Annotated in this window: 23 protein-coding genes and 2 riboswitches; of the genes, 17 read left to right on the top strand and 6 right to left on the bottom strand. The window is 39.7% G+C overall.

Going from position 1 to position 20400, the window contains the following annotated elements:
• Window positions 1-7 precede the first annotated feature (7 nt).
• Window positions 8-385, top strand: a complete 378-nt coding sequence (locus CEQ83_RS17320) for a hypothetical protein (protein WP_108674802.1) — start codon at window positions 8-10, stop codon at window positions 383-385.
• A gap of 45 nt (window positions 386-430) precedes the next feature.
• Here the strand turns inward: CEQ83_RS17320 and CEQ83_RS17315 are convergent, their stop codons facing one another.
• Entirely contained in the window at window positions 431-811 is a 381-nt protein-coding gene (locus tag CEQ83_RS17315) for a FixH family protein (RefSeq protein ID WP_028414730.1), read from the bottom strand.
• 230 nt (window positions 812-1041) lie between these two features.
• Here CEQ83_RS17315 and CEQ83_RS17310 point away from each other — a divergent pair, with 230 nt between their 5' ends.
• On the top strand, window positions 1042-2025 hold the full coding sequence (locus CEQ83_RS17310) for an HD domain-containing protein (RefSeq protein WP_028414729.1): 984 nt from the start codon (window positions 1042-1044) through the stop codon (window positions 2023-2025).
• An 88-nt stretch (window positions 2026-2113) separates the two neighbouring features.
• On the opposite strand, the gene CEQ83_RS17305 is transcribed toward CEQ83_RS17310, so the two are convergent.
• Complete coding sequence (locus tag CEQ83_RS17305) at window positions 2114-3220, bottom strand: GntR family transcriptional regulator (RefSeq protein WP_028414728.1); 1107 nt, start codon at window positions 3218-3220, stop codon at window positions 2114-2116.
• A gap of 338 nt (window positions 3221-3558) precedes the next feature.
• Here CEQ83_RS17305 and CEQ83_RS17300 point away from each other — a divergent pair, with 338 nt between their 5' ends.
• The 13 genes from CEQ83_RS17300 (at window position 3559) to CEQ83_RS17245 (ending at window position 16831) form a co-directional block, all read left to right on the top strand.
• Window positions 3559-5190 (top strand): xylulokinase, encoded by a 1632-nt coding sequence (locus tag CEQ83_RS17300; RefSeq protein WP_108674801.1) that lies wholly within the window; start codon window positions 3559-3561, stop codon window positions 5188-5190.
• Window positions 5184-5882 (top strand): L-ribulose-5-phosphate 4-epimerase, encoded by a 699-nt coding sequence (locus CEQ83_RS17295; RefSeq protein WP_108674800.1) that lies wholly within the window; start codon window positions 5184-5186, stop codon window positions 5880-5882. Before CEQ83_RS17300 ends, CEQ83_RS17295 begins: the two co-directional genes overlap by 7 nt.
• A 29-nt stretch (window positions 5883-5911) precedes the next feature.
• Window positions 5912-7336 carry an L-arabinose isomerase gene (gene araA, locus CEQ83_RS17290; RefSeq protein ID WP_108674799.1) on the top strand — a complete coding sequence of 475 codons (1425 nt, stop codon included), beginning with the start codon at window positions 5912-5914 and terminating at the stop codon, window positions 7334-7336.
• 145 nt (window positions 7337-7481) lie between these two features.
• On the top strand, window positions 7482-8861 hold the full coding sequence (locus CEQ83_RS17285; protein ID WP_155017440.1) for a sugar porter family MFS transporter: 1380 nt from the start codon (window positions 7482-7484) through the stop codon (window positions 8859-8861).
• Between the two features lie 472 nt (window positions 8862-9333).
• On the top strand, window positions 9334-10209 hold the full coding sequence (locus tag CEQ83_RS17280; protein ID WP_228123067.1) for a metallophosphoesterase family protein: 876 nt from the start codon (window positions 9334-9336) through the stop codon (window positions 10207-10209).
• A gap of 299 nt (window positions 10210-10508) precedes the next feature.
• Window positions 10509-10760 carry a hypothetical protein gene (locus CEQ83_RS17275; RefSeq protein ID WP_028414722.1) on the top strand — a complete coding sequence of 84 codons (252 nt, stop codon included), beginning with the start codon at window positions 10509-10511 and terminating at the stop codon, window positions 10758-10760.
• A gap of 80 nt (window positions 10761-10840) precedes the next feature.
• A riboswitch (SAM riboswitch) is annotated at window positions 10841-10951 on the top strand.
• A 79-nt stretch (window positions 10952-11030) separates the two neighbouring features.
• Window positions 11031-11219, top strand: a riboswitch (cobalamin riboswitch).
• A gap of 150 nt (window positions 11220-11369) precedes the next feature.
• Window positions 11370-13664, top strand: a complete 2295-nt coding sequence (gene metE / locus CEQ83_RS17270) for a 5-methyltetrahydropteroyltriglutamate--homocysteine S-methyltransferase (RefSeq protein WP_108674796.1) — start codon at window positions 11370-11372, stop codon at window positions 13662-13664.
• A gap of 142 nt (window positions 13665-13806) precedes the next feature.
• Entirely contained in the window at window positions 13807-14424 is a 618-nt protein-coding gene (locus CEQ83_RS17265; protein WP_028414720.1) for an acetate uptake transporter, read from the top strand.
• A gap of 144 nt (window positions 14425-14568) precedes the next feature.
• Window positions 14569-15069: a GNAT family N-acetyltransferase gene (locus tag CEQ83_RS17260; protein ID WP_028414719.1), complete on the top strand. Its 501-nt coding sequence runs from the start codon at window positions 14569-14571 to the stop codon at window positions 15067-15069.
• 118 nt (window positions 15070-15187) lie between these two features.
• Window positions 15188-15433 (top strand): hypothetical protein, encoded by a 246-nt coding sequence (locus CEQ83_RS17255; RefSeq protein ID WP_028414718.1) that lies wholly within the window; start codon window positions 15188-15190, stop codon window positions 15431-15433.
• Between the two features lie 434 nt (window positions 15434-15867).
• Window positions 15868-16068, top strand: a complete 201-nt coding sequence (locus CEQ83_RS17250) for a helix-turn-helix transcriptional regulator (RefSeq protein WP_034328143.1) — start codon at window positions 15868-15870, stop codon at window positions 16066-16068.
• A 153-nt stretch (window positions 16069-16221) separates the two neighbouring features.
• Window positions 16222-16386 carry a hypothetical protein gene (locus CEQ83_RS27180; RefSeq protein ID WP_165573570.1) on the top strand — a complete coding sequence of 55 codons (165 nt, stop codon included), beginning with the start codon at window positions 16222-16224 and terminating at the stop codon, window positions 16384-16386.
• Between the two features lie 31 nt (window positions 16387-16417).
• Window positions 16418-16831: a DUF5301 domain-containing protein gene (locus CEQ83_RS17245; protein WP_155017439.1), complete on the top strand. Its 414-nt coding sequence runs from the start codon at window positions 16418-16420 to the stop codon at window positions 16829-16831.
• 81 nt (window positions 16832-16912) lie between these two features.
• Here CEQ83_RS17245 and CEQ83_RS27175 read toward each other — a convergent pair whose 3' ends face one another.
• A complete protein-coding gene (locus CEQ83_RS27175) occupies window positions 16913-17053 on the bottom strand; it encodes a hypothetical protein (protein ID WP_013058226.1) in 141 nt (46 codons plus the stop codon).
• Between the two features lie 166 nt (window positions 17054-17219).
• Window positions 17220-17852: a LysE family translocator gene (locus CEQ83_RS17240; RefSeq protein WP_048019640.1), complete on the bottom strand. Its 633-nt coding sequence runs from the start codon at window positions 17850-17852 to the stop codon at window positions 17220-17222.
• 139 nt (window positions 17853-17991) lie between these two features.
• Between CEQ83_RS17240 and CEQ83_RS17235 the strand changes: the two genes are divergently transcribed.
• Together CEQ83_RS17235 and CEQ83_RS27660 are read left to right on the top strand one after the other, a co-directional pair.
• On the top strand, window positions 17992-18603 hold the full coding sequence (locus CEQ83_RS17235) for a transglutaminase-like domain-containing protein (RefSeq protein ID WP_155017438.1): 612 nt from the start codon (window positions 17992-17994) through the stop codon (window positions 18601-18603).
• Window positions 18604-18730: 127 nt separating this feature from the next.
• On the top strand, window positions 18731-18865 hold the full coding sequence (locus CEQ83_RS27660) for a hypothetical protein (protein ID WP_255293408.1): 135 nt from the start codon (window positions 18731-18733) through the stop codon (window positions 18863-18865).
• A 72-nt stretch (window positions 18866-18937) separates the two neighbouring features.
• Here the strand turns inward: CEQ83_RS27660 and CEQ83_RS17230 are convergent, their stop codons facing one another.
• Both CEQ83_RS17230 and CEQ83_RS17225 read right to left on the bottom strand, forming a co-directional pair.
• Window positions 18938-19378, bottom strand: coding sequence for a DUF5391 family protein (locus CEQ83_RS17230; protein WP_155017437.1), 441 nt, complete (start codon window positions 19376-19378; stop codon window positions 18938-18940).
• A 430-nt stretch (window positions 19379-19808) separates the two neighbouring features.
• Entirely contained in the window at window positions 19809-20291 is a 483-nt protein-coding gene (locus tag CEQ83_RS17225) for a DUF2500 domain-containing protein (protein WP_155017436.1), read from the bottom strand.
• Between the last annotated feature and the right edge of the window lie 109 nt (window positions 20292-20400).

Raw genomic sequence — 20400 nt, 5'->3', positions numbered from 1 at the left:
GCTGACCGTGAGGGTATTTTTTAATAAAATAGATTCAAAAAAAACGAGTAGGTATCAAACAAAATTATATTTCGGTTTCACCATCGTCATCATACTGAATGTCATTAACAGCTGGTTTCTGGACTGGTTTTGGCTTTATGTGACGACAAGCAGCGCTCTTATGATATTAGTGATCCTGCTGCTAACAACACCTAAACGTGATTCAAAGGAAGAGTGGAAGCAGCTAGAAATAGAGAGGGACGAAGCGTTTGAAAACAAAGTCAATCTGATGCTTATGAATGGCCGAAGCGACGTTCAGGCTATAAAATACATACGAAAAGAAAAAAATCTTGGCTTGCTTCATGCGAAGCAGTATCTTGACCGTATTAAAGAATCCAAGGAATAATAAAAACGACTTCTGGCAAGCAGAGGTCGTTTTTTAATAGGCAGTTTACTTTTTCTCGCCAACCGTCACTTTTTTCGTAAACATTTTCATGTCGCCTTTTATCGTAACGTGAGCAGTAATCGTATATTCACCGTCTGTTTTAAACGTGTAGTCAGTGCTGTATGTGCCATTACCCTGATGTTTGGCAGGGATCATTTTCTGGTTAATATAGCCTTCTTTTTCAACTTGAATTTGTACAGCGTCTGCATTTTTTATCTTTTTGTCTCCTTGTGTAACGAGCACGTTAATAGATGTTTGTTCATTTGCTTTAATGGTTTGAGGGACTTCAATTGTTCCTTTTACTTCCTGTGATTTTTGCTCGTTTCCTTTTGAACAGCCGACTACGGCAATGACTAAAATGAGCAGCAGCATACTAAGCTTTTTCATAAATATCTCCTTTTTATCTTACTTTCTACTAGTAAATAAATTTCTCCATAAAACTTTATCACTTAAGTTATAAAATAAAATCATCCCAATGAGTGATTTTTTATGAGTGTGACGGCAAGAAAATTGAACATTTTGTTACAAAAAATAGGTTACTATCGCAACGCGGCTTTACAGCATTGTGTCTTGACCTTAGGATTAAACATAATAAGCTAGGAAAGGGAGAGAAGGATATGCTTACACTTTATGATGAACTGTACGGAAATTTTGAAGCAGAAGGCGTTCTTTTAGAACTGATTCAAAGTGACCCCGTACAGCGTTTAAAAGGAATTTACCAAGGCGGAGCGAGCCGGTTTGTAAATGAAAAATGGAATACTACTCGATATGATCATTCCGTTGGTGCGATGATGCTTGTACATAGGCTAGGAGGCTCTTTGGAAGAGCAAATAGCGGCTTTATTACATGACGTTTCACATACGGCATTTTCTCATGTGATTGACTATGTTTTGGAACAAAAAGAAGAAAATTATCATGAAATGATTTACGAACAAATTGTGACCGGGTCGTCTATTCCTTCTATTTTAACGAGCGCCGGTTTAAACTGGCGAGATATCTTACTTGATGAAAGCCAGTGGACGCTGCTTGAACAGAACGCTCCGCGCTTATGCGCTGACCGCGTGGATTATACGCTGCGGGATTTGTACGTATGCGGCGAGATTACTTTACAAGAAGTGCATGCGTTTTTGGATCAGCTTGTCGGATTTAATGGACAAATGGCGTGCAGTAATTTATCAGCGGCAGAGTGGTTTGTGGATGCTTACTACAAAGAAGTCATTGGCTTTTTTATGAATCCGCTTAATATGTTTGGAAACTATCAGCTGACGGAAATTATCAAGCTTGCTTTGCAGAAAGATATAGTGTCTATGGAAGATTTTTTAAAGCAGGATGACGATGTGGTTCGGTTGCTGAAAAACGCTGGAGATAGCAGCATTGAAGGGATGCTATCTGCTCTTTTTAACAGCAAAGTAGAAACAGGAACGGCGTCTTGTTATGATGTTTACCAAACGACAAAAATGCGCTGGGTTGATCCTCTTGTTATTGGTTCAGATGGGGCGGCTCCTGTATCTCAGTTATCACTTACCGCTAAAAGAGTAATAGAGCAAGCGAAACAAAGGATAGAAAAAGGAGTATATATCAACGTTCAGGCTCCGTTATAAAATGAATCGTTACATAAAAAAGGGGATGCAATAATGTGCATCCCCTTATCTTATAAGAAGTTTTATAGACCTCTAAGGAAGCCTTCTCTTAACGAACTTCATCACGCTTCGCAGTTAATTCTTTAATCGTTTCTCCTTCAACTAACACAGGCTGATAGTAAGTTTCGTTTGGCAAATCTTTTTTGCCCTGCAGCTTTTTAATGATCCAATCCGCCGCGTCGCGTCCCATTTGTTCTTGCGGATGGGTTAACGTTGTTAAATTAATCGTCGCATTTTTAGCGATGTACGAATTGTCTTGACCAATAATTGACAACTTGTCCGGAATGGAAATGCCAAGCTGTCTGCATACATTTACGACTTCTAACCCTACTTCATCGTTATAGCAGACAAGAGCGGTCATTTCGTCTTGATTTTCAGTAAGAAACTCTTTTAAATTAGCGTACAAATCGAGCTTTGTTTCGGTGTTAAAAGACAAAATATGCTCAGGCTGAAAGCGGAGTTTTGCATCACCGAGCGCTTTTATGTAGCCTTTCATTCGGTATTTTCCTTGCAGGTCATCCATTTTGGCAATAAGTCCAATTTGTGTATGTCCTTTTGAAATTAATTCATTTGTGGCAAGGTAGCTTGACTGAACGTCATCTAAACAAAAAAACGGAACCTCTAATTCTTCGTAGTAGGCGTTAATCATCGTAAACGGAACGTCTTGTTCTTTGAATGATAAATAATAAGAGATGTTTGGATTGTACAAATTACTTTTTGTAGGCTCAACAATTAAGCCGTCTACTCCGTAGGAAAGCATCATTTCCAGCGCTTTTTTTTCTTGTTCCACATCATTATTTGTGCTCGCCAGCAGCAGCGAATAATTATCTTTATTTAATCTGCTTTCAATTCCGCGAATGATCGAAGGGAAAATATAGTCGGAAATATACGTGGTAATAACGCCGATCGTTTTGTTGGCAGAAGTCCCGCTCGCTTTGGATTGATACTGATTGCTTACATAGGTGCCAGACCCTTTTTCGCTTCTTAAAAATCCTTCATTCGACAGCTCTAAAATCGCTTTTCGAACCGTATGTCTGCTGACACCATACGTTTCTTGCATGACCGATTCAGTCGGGATTTGCTCGCCAATGCTGTAATCGCCTGAAAGAATTTTGCTTTTTATATCTTCAATAATCACCTGATATTTTGGCTTCATGTTTTCACTTCTTTCGTAGTTGTATACATTCAACTTTTTTTATGTGTAAAATTTGTATGGACATATTTTATCATGAACGTGAATAAATGAAAAGATTTCCGTAATTTTTAATCAAAAGGAAAATGATTTAAGGGTTGAATACCGATTTTTTAAAAGTTTAAGAAGAGAATAGTAGGGTGTTTTGAGTATTTGTGTGCATATATAATTTTATTATTGACAAATGTACGTACAAATAAATATACTTAAGTTGTTAACAAATTCAAACAGCGTTACATAAAACGGAAAGCGCTTCCTTACTGCTATAGGTATCTTTATAGCTATCAGAAAGGAGATTAAACGTGAAAACAACTCAAGAAAGCATAAAACAAGCAATTGCTAAAGGGAAAACGTCCCTTGGGATTGAACTTGGATCTACTCGTATTAAAGCGGTGCTGATCAATGAAAACTTTGAAACGATCGCATCAGGCAGTTATGAATGGGAAAATCTCTTAGAAGACGGTTTTTGGACGTACAACTTACTCGATATTATTACAGGTCTGCAAAGTGCTTACCGTGAAATGAAGCAAGAAGTGGAACGAAGCTACGGGATCACCATTCGAACAGTTGGCTCCATCGGCGTTTCAGCTATGATGCACGGATATATGGCGTTTGATAAAACGGGTGAGCTGCTTGTTCCGTTTCGAACGTGGCGTAATGCAACAACAAGCGAAGCAGCAAAAGAATTAACTGAACATTTTAACTTTAATATTCCTGAACGATGGAGCATTGCGCATCTGTATCAGGCAATCATCAATCAAGAAAAACATCTGCCACGCATCCATTACATAACAACGCTAGCCGGCTATATTCACTGGCTGCTAACGGGCAGTAAGGCGCTTGGCATTGGAGATGCTTCAGGAATGTTTCCAATTGATGAACGCACGCAAAATTACAGCGAAGCGATGATGAAGCAGTTTGACGAGCTCATTTCTTACAAAGGATATTCGTGGCAACTATCAGATATTCTGCCTGCAGTTCATACTTCAGGCGAGCAAGCAGGCACGTTAACAGCGATAGGAGCTAGTATTTTAGATCAATCAAAAAATTTGCAGCCGGGCATTCCGTTTTGTCCTCCAGAAGGAGATGCAGGAACGGGAATGGTGGCGACAAACAGCGTAAGAAAACGCACGGGAAATGTTTCAGTAGGAACGTCCGTTTTTGCGATGATTGTACTAGATAAAAAGCTCTCAAAAGTCTATCCGGAAATTGATTTGGTTACCACGCCCAACGGCAGTCCAGTTGCCATGGTTCATGCGAATAACTGTTCAAGCGACTTGAACGCTTGGCTCGGATTGTTTCGTGAATTTTCGGAGGCGATGGGGCAAAAAGTAGAGTCGGATAAATTATTCCAAGTGATGTTAAATAAAGCGTTAGAAGCTGATCCTGATGGAGGGGGCTTGCTTAGCTACGGCTATTTCTCAGGTGAAAATATTACCGGAGTAGAAAGTGGACGTCCGCTATTTGTCCGGTCAGCAAAAAGCAATTTTAATCTAGCAAACTTTATGCGAACGCATCTTTTTACAGCTTTTGGCGCTTTAAAAATAGGAATGGATCTTTTAGTCAAAGAAGAAAACGTAAAGATTCACAGCATTTTAGCGCACGGAGGATTATTTAAAACGCCGGTAGTGGGTCAAAAAATGATGGCAGCGGCAATTAATACCCCGGTTTCCGTCATGGACACAGCAGGAGAAGGCGGCGCGTGGGGCATGGCTATTCTTTCTTCTTATATGCTCAATAAAAGTGAGAATGAAAGTTTAGAAGATTTCTTGGATAATAAAGTCTTTAAAGAAGTGACCGCACAGGAAATCTACCCTGACGAACTCGATGTAAAAGGGTTTGAAGCATTTATTAAAAGATATAAAAAAGGGCTAGTAATTGAAAAAGCAGCTGCCGAGCATCACAGCGAAGAACGGGAGGAGTTACTGTGCTAGATAAATTAAAAGAAGAAGTATTTCAAGCAAACCTCGATTTGCCAAAACACGGACTGGTCAAGTACACGTGGGGAAATGTAAGTGCAGTTGATCGAGACAGCGGTTTGTTTGTGATTAAACCAAGCGGGGTGACGTATGAAAAAATGACGGCCAAAGATATGGTAGTCGTAGACCTAGATGGCCGCGTGGTAGAAGGTGAGCTTAATCCGTCCTCTGATACACTGACACACGCCGTACTATATAAACACTATCCCGAAATTGGCGGTATTGCTCATACGCATTCAACGTGGGCGACCATTTGGGCTCAAGCAGGGCTTGATGTGCAGGCAATGGGAACGACTCATGCCGATACCTTTTATGGTTCCGTACCGTGCGCGCGCTTTTTGACAGAAAAAGAAGTGAATGACGGATATGAAGTGGAAACGGGCAAGGTGATTATTGAAACGTTTGAAAAGCGCGGTTTAGATGTGCTAGCGGTTCCTGGTATTTTACTTCAAGGACACGGACCGTTCACATGGGGAAAAGACGCCAAAACGGCGGTAATGAACAGCGTCGTATTAGACGAAGTATCCAAGATGAACTTCTTTACACAAAAATTAAACGGGCTGGCTGAAGAGCTGCCGCAGCGCATATTAGACAAACATTATTTACGAAAACACGGACAAAACGCGTATTACGGGCAAGGGAATTAAAAGACTTACATACAGAAAAGGGGATTATCATGTTAAAAACAGCTCAAAAAGAATTTTGGTTTATTGTTGGTTCACAGCACCTTTACGGAAAAGAAGCGCTAGCAGAAGTAAAAGCACACGCGCAAAGTATGACTGATGCTTTAAATGAAAGCGGTGTCTTACCTTATCCGCTTGTGCTGCAAGATTTAGCTGTGAGTGCTGATACGATTACAAGCATGATGAAAGAAGTGAATTACCGAGATGAAGTTGCCGGTGTAATCACGTGGATGCATACGTTCTCGCCTGCAAAAATGTGGATTCGCGGTACCAAGTTACTGCAAAAACCGCTGCTTCATTTGGCAACACAATTTAACGAAAGTATTCCTTGGGAAACAATTGATATGGATTTTATGAACTTGAATCAGTCCGCTCACGGTGATCGTGAATACGGCTTTATCAACGCGCGTTTGAACAAGCAAAATAAAATTGTAGTAGGCTACTGGGAGCGCCCCGACGTACAGCAGCAAATTGCACAGTGGATGGACGTAGCCGCTGCTTATAACGAAAGCTTCAACATTAAAGTCGCGCGTTTCGGTGACAATATGCGCAACGTGGGGGTAACAGAAGGAGATAAAATCGAAGCGCAAATTCAATTTGGATGGACGGTTGACTACTTTGGAATCGGTGACCTTGTTCAATATGTCAATGCCGTTACGGAAGAAGAAATCAATGATTTATTTGCTGAATATGCAGACGCGTATGAATTTGTCTACGGTGATTATTCTGCAGAAGACTGGGAGTCTAGCGTAAAAGTACAGGCAAGCTATGAAATTGCGATTAAACGTTTTCTAGACGAAGGCGGCTACAGCGCTTTTACGACTAACTTTGAAGATTTGTACGGCATGAAACAGCTTCCTGGTCTAGCGGTACAGCGCTTGATGGCACAGGGATACGGCTTTGCCGGTGAAGGAGACTGGAAAACAGCCGCGCTTGACCGCTTGCTCAAAGTGATGAGCCATAATCAGTCAACGGGCTTTATGGAAGACTACACGTATGAATTGGCTCCCGGACGTGAGTCAGTGCTTCAATCACACATGCTTGAAGTAGACCCGACGCTAGCAGTAAACAAGCCAAAACTAATCGTTTCTCCGCTAGGTATCGGTAACCGCGAAGATCCGGCCCGCTTAGTGTTTGACGGTAAACAAGGAGAAGGCGTAGTCGTTTCTATGGCTGACTTCGGCACGCATTACAAGCTGTTAATTAACGAAGTATCGGCATTTGAGCCGGAAGTTCCAGCCCCAAACCTTCCGGTAGCACGCGTGCTTTGGAACATTAAGCCGAACTTTCAAGACGGCGTTAAAGCGTGGATTGAAAACGGAGGAGGCCATCATACGGTTCTTTCATTAAATTTAACTACGGATCAAATTGTGAGCTATGCAAAGCTTGTTGATCTAGAGTACGTCATTATTAAGTAAGCACCACTACTTCCGAGGGAGCACTGCTTCCTTGGAAGTGAAAATATAGCGTCAGTAAAAGAACGCCGTTTTTAGAAACAAATGAAAGCGTTTTAAATAAGTGTGGCAGGAAGCAAAACTAAGACAATACAAAGGGGATATAATCATGAGTAAAGTATCAAGTAAGTTTATCTTCTTCTTCGGCTCATTTGCCGGTATTTTATTCGGTTATGATATTGGGATTATTGCTGGTGCAGAAAGTCATATCCGTGAAGCGTTTCATTTAAGTCCGCTCTGGCTGGGGATTGTGGTTTCATCGCTAATGGGCGGAGCCATTATCGGTTCTATTTTAAGCGGATTATTAGGTGATAAGTTTGGACGAAGAAAGTTAATTTTAATTTCCTCTATCATTTTTCTGTTAGGCTCCATCGGTTCAGCGATTGCACCGGAGGAAATTACGTTAACGATTGCGCGCGTCTTTTTAGGTACAGCAGTAGGAACGGCTTCTTCTTTAGTTCCTGCTTATATGTCAGAAATCGCACCCGCTCATATTCGCGGGAAGCTTTCAGGTTTGAATCAGCTAATGATTGTAATTGGATTATTATTAAGCTATATCGTAGCCTTTATTTTTGAACCGATTCCAAACAGCTGGCGACTTATGCTTGGCAGTGCCGGTATTTTTGCGATCGTCTTATGCATCGGTATGATCAAGCTTCCAGAGTCACCTCGTTATTTAATTAAAAATGGAATGGCAGATAAAGCGCGTGAAGTGCTGCGCACGCTTCGTTCCTCAGCAGCGGAAGTCGAAGCTGAAGTGTCTGAAATTGAAAGCGTAGCTGTGCATGAACAATCAGGCATTAAACAGCTGTTTCAGAAAAAGTTTCGTTTAGCTTTAATTATCGGTGTCGGAATGGCAACTTTCCAGCAGATTCAAGGCTCAAACTCAATTGTTTATTATGCAACAAGCATTGCTCGTCAAGTTGGTTTAGCGCCGCAGGTAGCTGCTGGTTTTACGGTCATCGTTGGGGTAATCTTCGTTGTGACAACACTTATTTTTCTGCAGTTTGTTGATAAATTCAACCGCCGTACCATTCTTACGGTTGGCGGTGCGGGTATGGCTCTTTCATTTTTTACACCGGCTATTCTAGGAGCATTAGGCGTGAATGAAGTCGTCGTGAACTGGGTTACGTTAATTGCCCTTTGCTGCTTTATCCTTTGCTATGCGTTTTCTTGGGCGCCGCTTACGTGGATCATTGTAGGAGAAATTTTCCCGCTTTCTGTACGCGGAATCGGTGCTGGTATTTCATCTGCCTTTAACTGGACAGGATCGCTTGCAGTAGGGCTTGTGTTCCCAATTTTAGCCGACCAGTTTAGTTTAGGCGTGATCTTTTCAACGTTCGGAATCATTTGTATTCTCGGATTATTCTTCATACGTTTTGTAGTTGTTGAAACAAAAGGACGCAGCCTAGAGCAAATTGAAACAGACATGGCAGCTCGTTCTGAAAGAAATTCTTTAAGTCCAGTTGAGCGTAATAAATATGTTTAATTGTCGTAAATGTTTTAAATGTAAGGTGCTGAGATAAAAATATTTTAGCTGAAGTGAAAAACGAACCACTAATCAAACACTTTGATTAGTGGTTCGTTTTTTGTGGTGAACGCAGGTTTCAGCTGTTTCATTTCTTCTAGCAGTTGATTGGAGAGCAAGGCGAAGACTCCTGCGGAAAGCGAAGCCTTGCACGGAAATCAACTGCGGGGCAACAAGCGGTTCAGCTCATGTCGGCCTTTGTTCGTCTTTGGATTATGCTCCAGCTCTTATTAATAGATACTGAGATTCTAGCTTTTATGTTGTCTTATCAGTGCTTAACAAAATGAAAGAATAGATAGGCTATAGAAACGCATTTAAATGTGCGTTCTGCTTACAAGAAGATAGTGACCTTCATCAGCAAATTTCCATATAAATAAGTAAGCTTGTTTACTTTTAACTAAATTTATTTAGTAATAGGGGGATTAACTAGTTGATGAATTTGACGCTTCATGAACGTTCTGAAAAGTTATTAAAGCAAAGAATTAAACAATTAAATCCGAGAGATCCATTCAACTTTGTTTTTATGGGCGACAGCAGAGGTGACGGACCAAACGATAATTGTTTCACGATGAGCGGTGAATTTGAGCTTGTGTTAAAAAAGGCGGTGGAATTGGACCCGCTGTTTATTATTCATGGGGGAGACACCGTCTATACAGGGAAAAAAGAGTATTTGGAGCACTTTGTTAAGGTTGTCGACAAAATCGCACCAAACATTCCTGTGTTTGTATGCGTGGGGAATCATGATGAACTGTACCTTGATGAAAGCAATCTCGAAAACTTCAGAGCCACTATCGGAAAAGTACACTGGGTCATCGATATTCCTGTCTTTAACTTCCGGTGCATCGCATTAAATAATGTCATCAGTCCCAAAAATAAAATATATGGATTTACAGATAGAGAGCTTAATTATTTAGAGCAGCAGCTAGAGGATGCTCCTCGTAATACCGTTATAGCCATGCATGCGCAGCCAAATATCGGTCGGTGGACAAACCTTGAAGGGTTTCCTGTAACGACTCCTCAAAGTCAAGAATTTTTTGATTTAATTCAAGAACACCGCGTGAAAAAAGTGTTAGTCAGCCACGTGCATGCGTATGACGAGCAGTTTATTAGAAAAAACAGAAACGGGTCGTTTACGCTTGGAAGAGGCACTGATTTTGTATTGTCAGGAGGCGCGGGTGCTCCCCTTGATTTTGAGCCGCCTTTAATTTTAAATAATTATAATTTTACGGAGTTTTTTGTTAGTCGGTACGACATTTTAGGACCTCTTCTTTGGAAGGATTTTGGACGACCTCGAAGAAGTTGTTTGTAAAAACAAGAGAATAGAAAGTTATGTTTAATGGAGAGCCTGCCTGTGATTCACAGGCAGGCTTTTGGAAGATTGTGCATAATGTTTAAAGAAACCTTGTAGCAGAAGGCTCAGTCAAACGTTATAATAGATAGTGAATGATGATATATTCTCTGTATTTGTCATATATTTGTATTACATATGTAATTGAAGAAAAACATTCACTTGATATACTGTTTAATGGCTTAACTTTATCTTGAAATTTACAGTGAACTGCCTGTTTATAGAGGCTTAGAAGATACACAGCAAATGGAGGAGCTATCATGGCAAACGAAAAGATGCAAGAAGGACTTAATCGTTTTATTAAGGAAGATTTAAATGACCTTTTAGGTAGACTGTTCCCCCTAATGGACCGAGAATGTGCGGAAGAAAAGAGAATGCTTATCGAAACGGCGGTAGAGTACATCTATTCTTCAGGGTATCATCAAGGAGCAAAAGACTTGATCGAAACACATCGAAAAGATGATTACAAATTATTAAGGCAAAAATTAGCGTCAACGCCTCCTGAAAACTAATTTTTTTGAAATTTCTTTTGACAACATAAATGTAAGGTGTTAAGATGACTCTACATTCAAAATATTATAAACAATTAAAACTCTTATTGAGAGAGGCGGAGGGACTGGCCCTGTGAAGCCCGGCAACCATTTAACAATCTTGTTAAAAAGGTGCTACATCCTGCAAAGCGTACAGCTTTGAAAAATAAGAGAGGATTTCATAGATACTATGCCTCTCTATTCATGATAGAGAGGCTTTTTATTTTATGTGAATATGTTTTGAATGAACAATTTCATAGAAATGCATCAGGTGCTGTGTAACGAATGTACGCAGCTTAAAAGGGAAGACCGGTGAAAAGCCGGCGCGGTCCCGCCACTGTAATGGGGAGCAACTTATTAACCACTGTTTCATGTTGAAATGGGAAGGGATAGGAAGCGATGAACCTAAGTCAGGAGACCTGCCTGTTGTATGCACTTAAGCTCTACGGGATATAGAGAGGAGTGAGGAATACGTGTTGAGAAAAACAGGCTATCTCAACTTTAGTTAAGTATGCGTATCATCTCTCTTTTCATTTCGAAAAGGGAGATTTTTTAGTTTAGCGATAAAAAAATATATAGGGAGTGGAAAAAATGAGCAGTGTAAAAAGTTCAAATGTAGGTTATCCAAGAATTGGTGAAAAACGAGAATGGAAAAAAGCGCTTGAGCAGTTTTGGGCAGGAAAGATAGAGAAAGATATCTTTCTTCAGGAAATTGAAGCTCTTCGTCTTGGGCATCTGAAAAAACAGCGTGACGCAGGAATTGAATTAATTCCAGTCGGCGATTTTAGCTTATACGATCACGTGTTAGATACAGCCGCTATGTTTGGTTTGGTGCCAAAGCGCTTTGAATATAACGGAGGCCCGGTATCCCTTGAAACGTATTTTGACATCGCCCGAGGAACAAAAGGTGCGGTAGCCTCTACGATGACAAAATGGTTTAACACAAATTATCACTATATCGTACCAGAGCTTGACGAATGTACGCCTGCCCTTGTAGAAAATCGTCCGCTTCAATTTTACAAAGAAGCAAAACAAAAGCTGAATATCAAAGGCAAACCCGTTATTTTAGGTCCAGTAACATTTGTGAAGCTGTCAAAAGGATATAAAAAAAGTGAGTTTAAAAAAGTAGTTGAACAGTTTGTTCCTCTTTATGCAACAATCTTAGCGGAGCTGGAGGCAGAAGGGGTCGAGTGGGTACAAATAGATGAGCCGATTTTAGCTACAACGCTATCAAAAGAAGACCTGGCACTGTATAAAGAAGTCTATGAAGCTTTGAAAAAAGCGGCACCGAATGTAAAAGTCATTTTGCAGACGTACTTTGACAGCGTAGATTACTATAAAGAAGTAGTTGCTCTTCCTGTTCACGGAATTGGATTGGATTTTGTACATGACCGAGGCGAAAATCTCACGGCGCTTAATAAATATGGTTTTCCAACTGATAAAGTGCTGGCAGCAGGAGTGATTGACGGACGAAACATTTGGCGTGAAAACTTGGACGAACAGCTTTTAACAATCAGTGAAATTGAAGAAGCTGTATCAAAAGACCGTTTGATTCTGCAGCCTTCATCAAGTTTATTACATGTTCCTGTCACGGTGAAAAGCGAAAAAACCATTGAGCCAATTCTAAAAAACGCGCTGTCTTTTGCAGATGAAAAGCTGAAGGAAATCACGCTTTTAACAAAAGCGGTGCAGCAAGGAAAAGAAGCAATTGAAAAAGAAATAAGTGTAAGCAAACAAGCGATTCAAGCATTAAATGGATCATCTTTTCGAAACCATCAAGACGTTCAAAAAGAGCTGAAGCAGCTGCACAGCTATAAAGCGGAGCGCCAAGCGCCGTTTGACGTACGTCAACGCGTTCAGCAAGAAGCATTTCAACTGCCGCTTCTTCCAACGACAACAATTGGAAGCTTTCCGCAAACAAAAGAAGTGCGAAAAGAGCGTCTGAAGTGGCGTAAAGGAGAGTTAAGCGATGAAGCATATGAAGCGTACATTAACGCTGAAATCAAAAAATGGATTGAAATTCAAGAAAACATCGGCTTAGATGTCCTTGTGCACGGAGAGTTTGAGCGCACGGACATGGTTGAATACTTCGGTGAAAAATTAGGAGGTTTTCAGTTTACGAAGTTTGGCTGGGTGCAATCATACGGTTCTCGCTGCGTGAAGCCGCCGCTTATTTACGGAGATGTCTCGTACGAGCAGGCGATGACAATCAAAGAAACGGTCTACGCACAGTCTCTAACCAATAAGCCTGTTAAAGGAATGCTGACGGGGCCAATTACAATTTTAAACTGGTCGTTTGTACGTGATGATATCTCACGCTACGACGTGGCCAATCAAATTGCGCTTGCTCTTAGAAAAGAAGTGGAAGCACTTGAAAGTCAGGGCATCTCAATGATTCAAGTAGATGAACCGGCGCTGCGTGAAGGACTGCCGTTAAAACGAGAAAACTGGGAAAGCTACTTGAACGCGGCGGTGTATGCGTTCAAACTAGCCACGGTATCGGTGCAAAACGAGACGCAAATTCACACGCATATGTGCTATTCAGAGTTCGAAGAGATTATTGATGCGATCAAAGCGCTTGATGCCGACGTGATTTCCATTGAAACGTCCAAAAGCCACGGTGAATTAATTTATGCGTTTGAAAAACATACGTATAACCAGGGAATTGGACTTGGCGTATATGATATCCACAGTCCGCGCGTACCGAAGCTTGAAGAGCTGACACGAAACATTGACCGAGCTCTGAAGGTGCTTGACCCTGCACTGTTTTGGATTAATCCCGACTGCGGCCTTAAAACAAGAGGAATCAGCGAGACGGTTGAAGCTGTAAAAGTGATGGTTGAGTCTGCAAAACAAACAAGACAAAATTTATTACAAAACGTTTAATAACAAGAAAGTAAAGACCAAGCACTGTAAACGCTACACTGCTTGGTCTTATAGGTTTTTTAAAGGCCAAAAATATCCATTGACACTTCCCGTAGATTTTTGTATCTTTTTAAAGGTGTTTTTAAAATCAGGGAGGTACAACATGAGTAACAACAGCACGCAGCACGTTAAAATTGTAACAGCGGATCCATCAGCGCTAGGCCTATTCGGACTTGCCATGGTGACACTTGTTGCATCGTTTCAAAAGCTTGGGGTAACCGATGGTGTTTCATTGGTATTGCCATGGGCAATTTTTTTAGGCGGGATAGGACAGCTAATTGCGTCTATGCAAGATTTCAAACATAATAATACCTTCGGCGCAACTGCTTTTGGTGCCTTCGGTTTATTTTGGCTAGGTGTAGCTATGACATGGCTTATTCAGCTTGGCGCATTTGGGGAAGCGCTCGCAAAAGAAGCGGATCCGAAGCAGCTCGCATTTGCTTTTGTCGGCTACTTAATTTTCAGCGTTTTTATGACGATTGGAGCAATGGGCACTCATAAAGTATTATTTATTATTTTTGTATTAATTGATTTCTTATTTATTGGATTATCGCTAAGTACATTTGATGTGGCCTATGAATACACACATTTACTAGCAGCAGTCTCAGAGCTATTAATTGCTCTGTTTTCATTCTATGGATCTGCCGCGGCTGTATTAAATACTCACTATGGTCGAGTTGTGCTTCCAGTGGGCAAGCCATTTGGTGCATTTATTAAATAATCAAGACGTTCATTAAACAGCGAAGTAGGGTTGAATTCTGTATGATGCAGAGGTCAATCCTTTTTTGTTTGTGCGTTTTTATATATAGTAGAAAGAGATAGTTATATCTAATAGAAGCTTTTAGAGAAAAAAGAGAAATACATAATGAAAGGAACCGTTTCAATGATTATAAGACAAGTGGATGAAAAAGATTTAAACCAATTAATTACGTTAGAAAACAAAGGCTTTACACCTGAAGAAGCTGCCTCAAAAGAAGCGTTTATCACGCGAATTAAAACCATTCCTGATACGTTTATCATCGCCGAAGAAAATGAAGAAATAATCGGATATGTGAACGGACCCGTCATTTCAGCTCCGTTTATTACGGATGATTTGTTTGAAAAAACGATTTCCAACCCTGAGACAGGTGGTCATCAAAGTATTTTAGGTATCGTTGTAAACCCCAAGCATCATCATAAAGGAATCGCCAGTATGCTGCTAAAAGAGTTTGAAAAACAGGCACGGAACAAACAGCGCGTAACGGTGACTTTAACATGTAAAGAAGAATTGATTCCTTTTTATGAAAAAAACGGATATGTGAATCAAGGAGTTGCGCAGTCCCAGCATGCAGGCGTGCAGTGGTTTAATATGAGTAAGGAGCTTTAATTTTTACGAAAAATAAAATGATATAAAAAAAGCACAAGTTCTCTTTTAATGAATTTGTGCTTTTTTTACTCTTTATTATGTATAATTATTGTAAATATGTAAAAGTGAGGGTGTTTACATGAATAAGTACGGCGTGCTTTCTTTTATACTAGTAATCATCAGCTTTTCATTTTTTATGGTAAGAAGAGGTCCCGGTGTGAATATGTATGTCGATATTGCAGTGCTGGGGATTCTTTCGCTGGTGGGCATTGTTTTTGCGTCTGTGTCGAAAAAATGGTATTCAATTATTGGCGGAGTTGTTTTAAACTTTTGGATGCTTTCATTAGCAGTGTTTTTGTTCGTTGTAGGCATTATAGAAAAGTAAGAAGTGAGGGGTTTTTAACTAATTTTAACAAATGTATAACAATAAGGGAAAAATGGACAGGACAAAAGTATTTTAGTTGAAGGAAGATCCGAACGATGAATTGAGATTCTTAATGAAGAATTAAATTCGTTCGGTTTTTTTTATTGTGATAATGAACATGTGCTTAATCTATTTCGTTGCTTCTAGCGGTTGGTTGGAGGGCAAGGCGAAGACTCCGCGGAAAGCGAAGTCTTGCACGGAAAGCAACAGCGGGATACATCCTCAATCATTTATCCCGTTTGCTCGTCTTTAGATTGAATTAATTTTGTTATATCTCAATCTCTTTTTTAGGTAGGTAAGAGACATTAATTTGTCAAACATATTTGACAGTAACAAGGAAGATAATATAAGATATGGGTGTAAAAAGTTTTTTACATTTTAGAGATGAGTGATGAATGGTGGAAAATCTAATTAAAGAACTGCGTAAAGTCAAGCGGATGTCTCAAGATGAATTGGCGAAAGTATGCGGTGTATCTAGACAAACGATTAACGCAATTGAAAACAATAAGTATGATCCAAGCTTAGCGCTGGCTTTCCAGCTGGCCCAAGAACTGGGAGCAACAGTAGATGAGCTGTTTTTATTTCATAAATCATAAGTTGGTAAAAAAAGGTAATGTGAAGCAACGATCTTCCTAGTAGGCGTGTTGACGATTCTGACCTATAAGCGAACAATACATAAGTAGGTAGAAGATTAATACTATTTCTATTGCTTCATATAAAAAATTCACCAAGAGATGGCGGTGAAATGAATGAAAAATCGAGCTGCACGAGTAGCTCTTACAAGTACGGGCATGTTACTGTTGATGATAACGTTAATACTTCCTGTTCCGGGATTAATCTATAGTTTACTTGTAGGAAGCAGCATTGTACTAAAAGGATGCGGAACAGGAGGAATAAAAAGGTGTATCACCTGAATGTAGCGTGATGCGGAAAAGGAGGTTCCTTTTGAAAAAAAGAACGATTATTATAGCTGCACTTTTATTTATCGTCATATTTTATTTTACATATACCGGGAAAGCCTATCAGTTAAAAGACGTCATAAAAGTAGAGGAAGCAAACGTTACGCGTATTGAAATAGATACGGACGAAGGAAAACGTGTAGTAGATGATAAAAAAGAGATAAAGCAAATCGTACATTCTTTGGCAAAAGTAGAAGTGAAAAAAAGCAAGGAACTCGATCCAAAGTTTGACCAGTCTTACTGGGTAAAAATCGTTGAAAACGGAAAAGATGCGTACGGATTAACGATTTACGATGACGATTACATAAAAGCGTTTAACTTTGAAGATAAAAAACAGGCGACGTATACGATTGTTAAAGATCAAAAAGTAGATGTTAAAAAGCTGTTTTCAACTAAATAAAAAACCTACTAAAAAAGACAGCCTGCGCTGTCTTTTTTTATGAAAATAATAGATTGAAAATTTTGACTATTTTAAGTGGAATTAATCCTTGCCTATATAATTAATAAATGATTGAATTAGGTCAATATCAGGGTTAACTAACAGTGCTGGAAGAAGGCCAAATGTTAATAATACAAGGACGTTTGATCCAATAAAGATGCGAAGTGCTTTTTTGATTTTCATGATATTTCCTCCCTTTTTTATATTTTCGTATAAAAAGAGAAAAAAATCAATAGAAATGTGACGAAATTGTGAACTTTTTGTCTGATAGTCCCTGATAGATTATAAAAATTCCCTCTCTATACTAGATAAAGAGGGGATATAGTAAATCATAAAATATGTAGAAACATTAAAAGTACATGCGCAGATTCCCGATAAATCGGTAGAGAAAATAGCATGAAAAGCCAATTAAGATACATCCAGCTGCAATAGAAACCCATTTGATATAAAGCTGATTCAGCACTTTTCTAGTTCCAGAGACAATTGTCATTAAGCCCAGATCATGAATTAAAATTCCCGTTAATATTCCGGCAGCAATCACTAGGAAATGAAAAGAGTGAGAGGATTGAAGCGAATTTGTCAGCACTGTTCCAAACACGCTCAGCCAAAAAATGAGATTGCTCGGAGAAATCGCAACAAAGATTCCGTTCACATAAGAAGAGGCAAACGACTTTTTTACGTGTTCTCCAGGAGCCGTTATATCATGATCCGCGTGTCTAATGCTGTCATAGCCAATATAAAGTAAAAAAAGTGCCCCTACAAGCCACATAACAAGCTGGATAAAAGGAGCAGACAAAAAAGAAGCCAGTCCAGAGTAAAGAAGCACAATTAGCAACAAATCAACCGTCATGCCTCCAAGTCCCACAACCCAGCCGTGAAGAAAACCATTTTTTAAACCCTGCTTCGTCATTTCAATCGTTACCGTACCAACGGGAAGGGCAATCGAAAGACCGAGCAGCACATTTGTTAAAAATAACGTCACCAAAAACAAAACCTCTTTCAATCTCGTATCTACTATCGTTTTCCGTTTAAGTGGTCTTTCATTATATAAAAATATGTAATAAAATTCAATATTATGAATAAAAAAACATACAGTGAAGATAAGAGGAGGAAAAAAGTAAATGAAGTTAATTTGTGAATCGTTACAAAAAGAAGACTATATACAAGAACTTTCTGAAGTGGATTTTACACATCCTTTAATTCAACAAAAGGTACGTGAACTCAAAAGCGGCTCGCCTTATTCTCCAATAGCGTACATAAAAAAAGCGTACGAGTTTGTGAGAGATGAAGTTTCTCATTCATGGGATATTCAAAGCAGAATCATCACGAAAACGGCTTCAGAGGCTTTAAAAGAAAAGGAAGGAATTTGTTACAGCAAATCTAATCTACTAGCCGCTTTGCTGCGTGCAGAAGGGATTCCGACAGGCTTTTGTTATCAAAGATTAATCCTTGGGGATACGATAGACACAGGCTACTGTATTCATGCGTTAAATGCTGTCTACATCAAAAGTGAAGAGAAATGGATTCGATTAGACGCGAGAGGAAATAAAGAAGGAGTGCAAGCCGACTTTTCGCTAAAAAAAGAAAAACTGGCTTTTCCAGTAAATCCTACACAGGGTGAAGTAGACTATGCGACTATTTATACAAAACCTCGCAAAGAAACAATGGACGTGTTGTCTCAGCACGAAGACTGCTTGGATATGTATTTGCACTACTTGCCTACCGAGCTATAAAAAGCGGCTGGGATAAACGTATTTTAGTTGAAGGAAGATCCGAACGATGAATGGAGAACCTTAATAGAGAATGAAATTCGTTCGGATTTTTTATTGATAGTTTCATGTATGTGGCTGCTTCTAGCTGGTGATTGGAGGGCAAGACGAAGACTCCTGCGGGGAAAGCGGAACAGGTGAGACCCCACAGGAGCGTAAGCTACGAGGAGGCTCACCGGCCGCCCGCGGAAAGCGAAGTCTTGCACGGAAATCAACAGCGGTGTAACAAGCGGTTCAGCTCATCTCTCCATTTTATTCGTCTTTAACTGAAAAATTAGTATGCCATCTCTTCACCATTTTAAACGCTTTCCTGCACGGTGGTTGACGGTCTTTTAAACGCAGCAACTAACCACACAATATTCGTAATCAGTAAGCCTAAGCAAGAAATCATTACACCTATGATGGAAGCTAAGTTTCCTGAGAAATCTTCCAGTCCAAATAAAAACAGAGCCGGCATTAGTAATAGAGTACTAGCAGCGATTAAAAGTCCAATGCTGCAAAAAGCAGCCATCACAAATTTTAAGAAATGCATTCCTAGGAGATAAAATGCTAAAGGCAACAGATATAAAAACAGAATCATGCCAAGCGATAACCACATCCCAACTGAACCGAACGTGTTAACGTTGGGGCCTGAATCTGCTAGAGGTGAAAGCGAAGCAAGAACCAAGATAAAGCAGAAAAATAGGGCGGAAAGCAAAGTGGTGACTATCACACTATTTTTTGCTGTAGAATTACGCACTGTTTGTTAACCTCCTTTCTCAATAAAAAAAGTATATGGATTAATTTTACAATATAAAAGTCCGGAAATCACCAATTTTTTACAAAAATGTTCGATAGGCTGGATAATAATGAAGAGAAGATGGGTTGAGATAATACACGTGAACATATTTTTTGTGTGGGCCTGGATAGTGGGTTTCGTGCCAGTATTGCGTCAGTATTGTTTGGATAGGGTGCGAATGAGGGGCTTCTCCGTAATGTCCGTAGTAGATACCGCTGCCTGAATAAGGAGAATACATAAAATCACCTGCCTGCTTAAATGAATGTGTTACACGGTATGTTTTTATACGGATTAACGTTCTTCTAAAGTGTAAAAAGGGCACAAATAGTTCGTTTGCTGTATAAATGCCTCACTCCAGTAAAAAAGACCTCTAAAAGCACGAGGTCATAAGCTAAGCATCTGTATGTTCTTTACTTGGATTCCTTTGAAAATCCAAAAAACGAGTTCCTTGAAACGTCAGCATTCCTTCATCACCTTCTGCAAGCTTGCCGTATTCGCTGCCTGAAACAGTAAATTCAGAGCGGTCGGTGCTTTCAAACTGAAAGGTTACGTAGTAAGTTGTAGACGTGTGAGAGTGGTGATGTTCGTGAGCGTGACTGTTATGGTGATGAACGTTTGTCCGTTTGCCCGTAATTTTTGCTTTTACAGATAGACGAGGAGACTGCTCATTTTTGCTCCACGTGCTGATTCCTTTAAAAATAGAAAATAAGAAAATACCAATAACAATAACAAAAAATAGCATAACAAACGTAGGCATTCCGTTAAATAACGCATCGTCTGGAAAAAAAGCGCCTCCGCTTAGGTCAGCATCACCTTCAAAAACAATGTCATCTCCGGACGGATCATCTTCAAATATCATTTCATCTTCAAACATTCGTATTCCCCCTTACTATAAATACGGTTCCTGAATGGAAAAAGTTTCATCTTTATAGTAGTCTTATGATAGGATAGCTAGTTACTATTCATACATATGAGTGAACAAG

The sequence above is a fragment of the Priestia megaterium genome, from assembly GCF_009497655.1.
Classification (GTDB): Bacteria; Bacillota; Bacilli; order Bacillales; family Bacillaceae_H; genus Priestia; species Priestia zanthoxyli.
Note: the sequence above shows the minus strand (reverse complement) of the source record. Positions and strands in the feature narration are given on the sequence as shown.

Excerpts from the sequence above, each read along its gene's own strand:
- CEQ83_RS27180 (WP_165573570.1), top strand. The coding sequence starts at position 16,222 with ATGAAAAATCGAGCTGCACGAGTAGCTCTTACAAGTACGGGCATGTTA.
- metE (WP_108674796.1), top strand. The coding sequence starts at position 11,370 with ATGAGCAGTGTAAAAAGTTCAAATGTAGGTTATCCAAGAATTGGTGAA.
- CEQ83_RS27175 (WP_013058226.1), bottom strand. The coding sequence starts at position 17,053 with ATGAAAATCAAAAAAGCACTTCGCATCTTTATTGGATCAAACGTCCTT.
- CEQ83_RS17305 (WP_028414728.1), bottom strand. The coding sequence starts at position 3,220 with ATGAAGCCAAAATATCAGGTGATTATTGAAGATATAAAAAGCAAAATT.
- CEQ83_RS17265 (WP_028414720.1), top strand. The coding sequence starts at position 13,807 with ATGAGTAACAACAGCACGCAGCACGTTAAAATTGTAACAGCGGATCCA.
- CEQ83_RS17310 (WP_028414729.1), top strand. The coding sequence starts at position 1,042 with ATGCTTACACTTTATGATGAACTGTACGGAAATTTTGAAGCAGAAGGC.
- CEQ83_RS17235 (WP_155017438.1), top strand. The coding sequence starts at position 17,992 with ATGAAGTTAATTTGTGAATCGTTACAAAAAGAAGACTATATACAAGAA.
- CEQ83_RS17255 (WP_028414718.1), top strand. The coding sequence starts at position 15,188 with ATGAATAAGTACGGCGTGCTTTCTTTTATACTAGTAATCATCAGCTTT.
- CEQ83_RS17280 (WP_228123067.1), top strand. The coding sequence starts at position 9,334 with ATGAATTTGACGCTTCATGAACGTTCTGAAAAGTTATTAAAGCAAAGA.
- CEQ83_RS17275 (WP_028414722.1), top strand. The coding sequence starts at position 10,509 with ATGGCAAACGAAAAGATGCAAGAAGGACTTAATCGTTTTATTAAGGAA.
- CEQ83_RS17225 (WP_155017436.1), bottom strand. The coding sequence starts at position 20,291 with ATGTTTGAAGATGAAATGATATTTGAAGATGATCCGTCCGGAGATGAC.
- araA (WP_108674799.1), top strand. The coding sequence starts at position 5,912 with ATGTTAAAAACAGCTCAAAAAGAATTTTGGTTTATTGTTGGTTCACAG.
- CEQ83_RS17315 (WP_028414730.1), bottom strand. The coding sequence starts at position 811 with ATGAAAAAGCTTAGTATGCTGCTGCTCATTTTAGTCATTGCCGTAGTC.
- CEQ83_RS17250 (WP_034328143.1), top strand. The coding sequence starts at position 15,868 with ATGGTGGAAAATCTAATTAAAGAACTGCGTAAAGTCAAGCGGATGTCT.
- CEQ83_RS17285 (WP_155017440.1), top strand. The coding sequence starts at position 7,482 with ATGAGTAAAGTATCAAGTAAGTTTATCTTCTTCTTCGGCTCATTTGCC.
- CEQ83_RS17260 (WP_028414719.1), top strand. The coding sequence starts at position 14,569 with ATGAAAGGAACCGTTTCAATGATTATAAGACAAGTGGATGAAAAAGAT.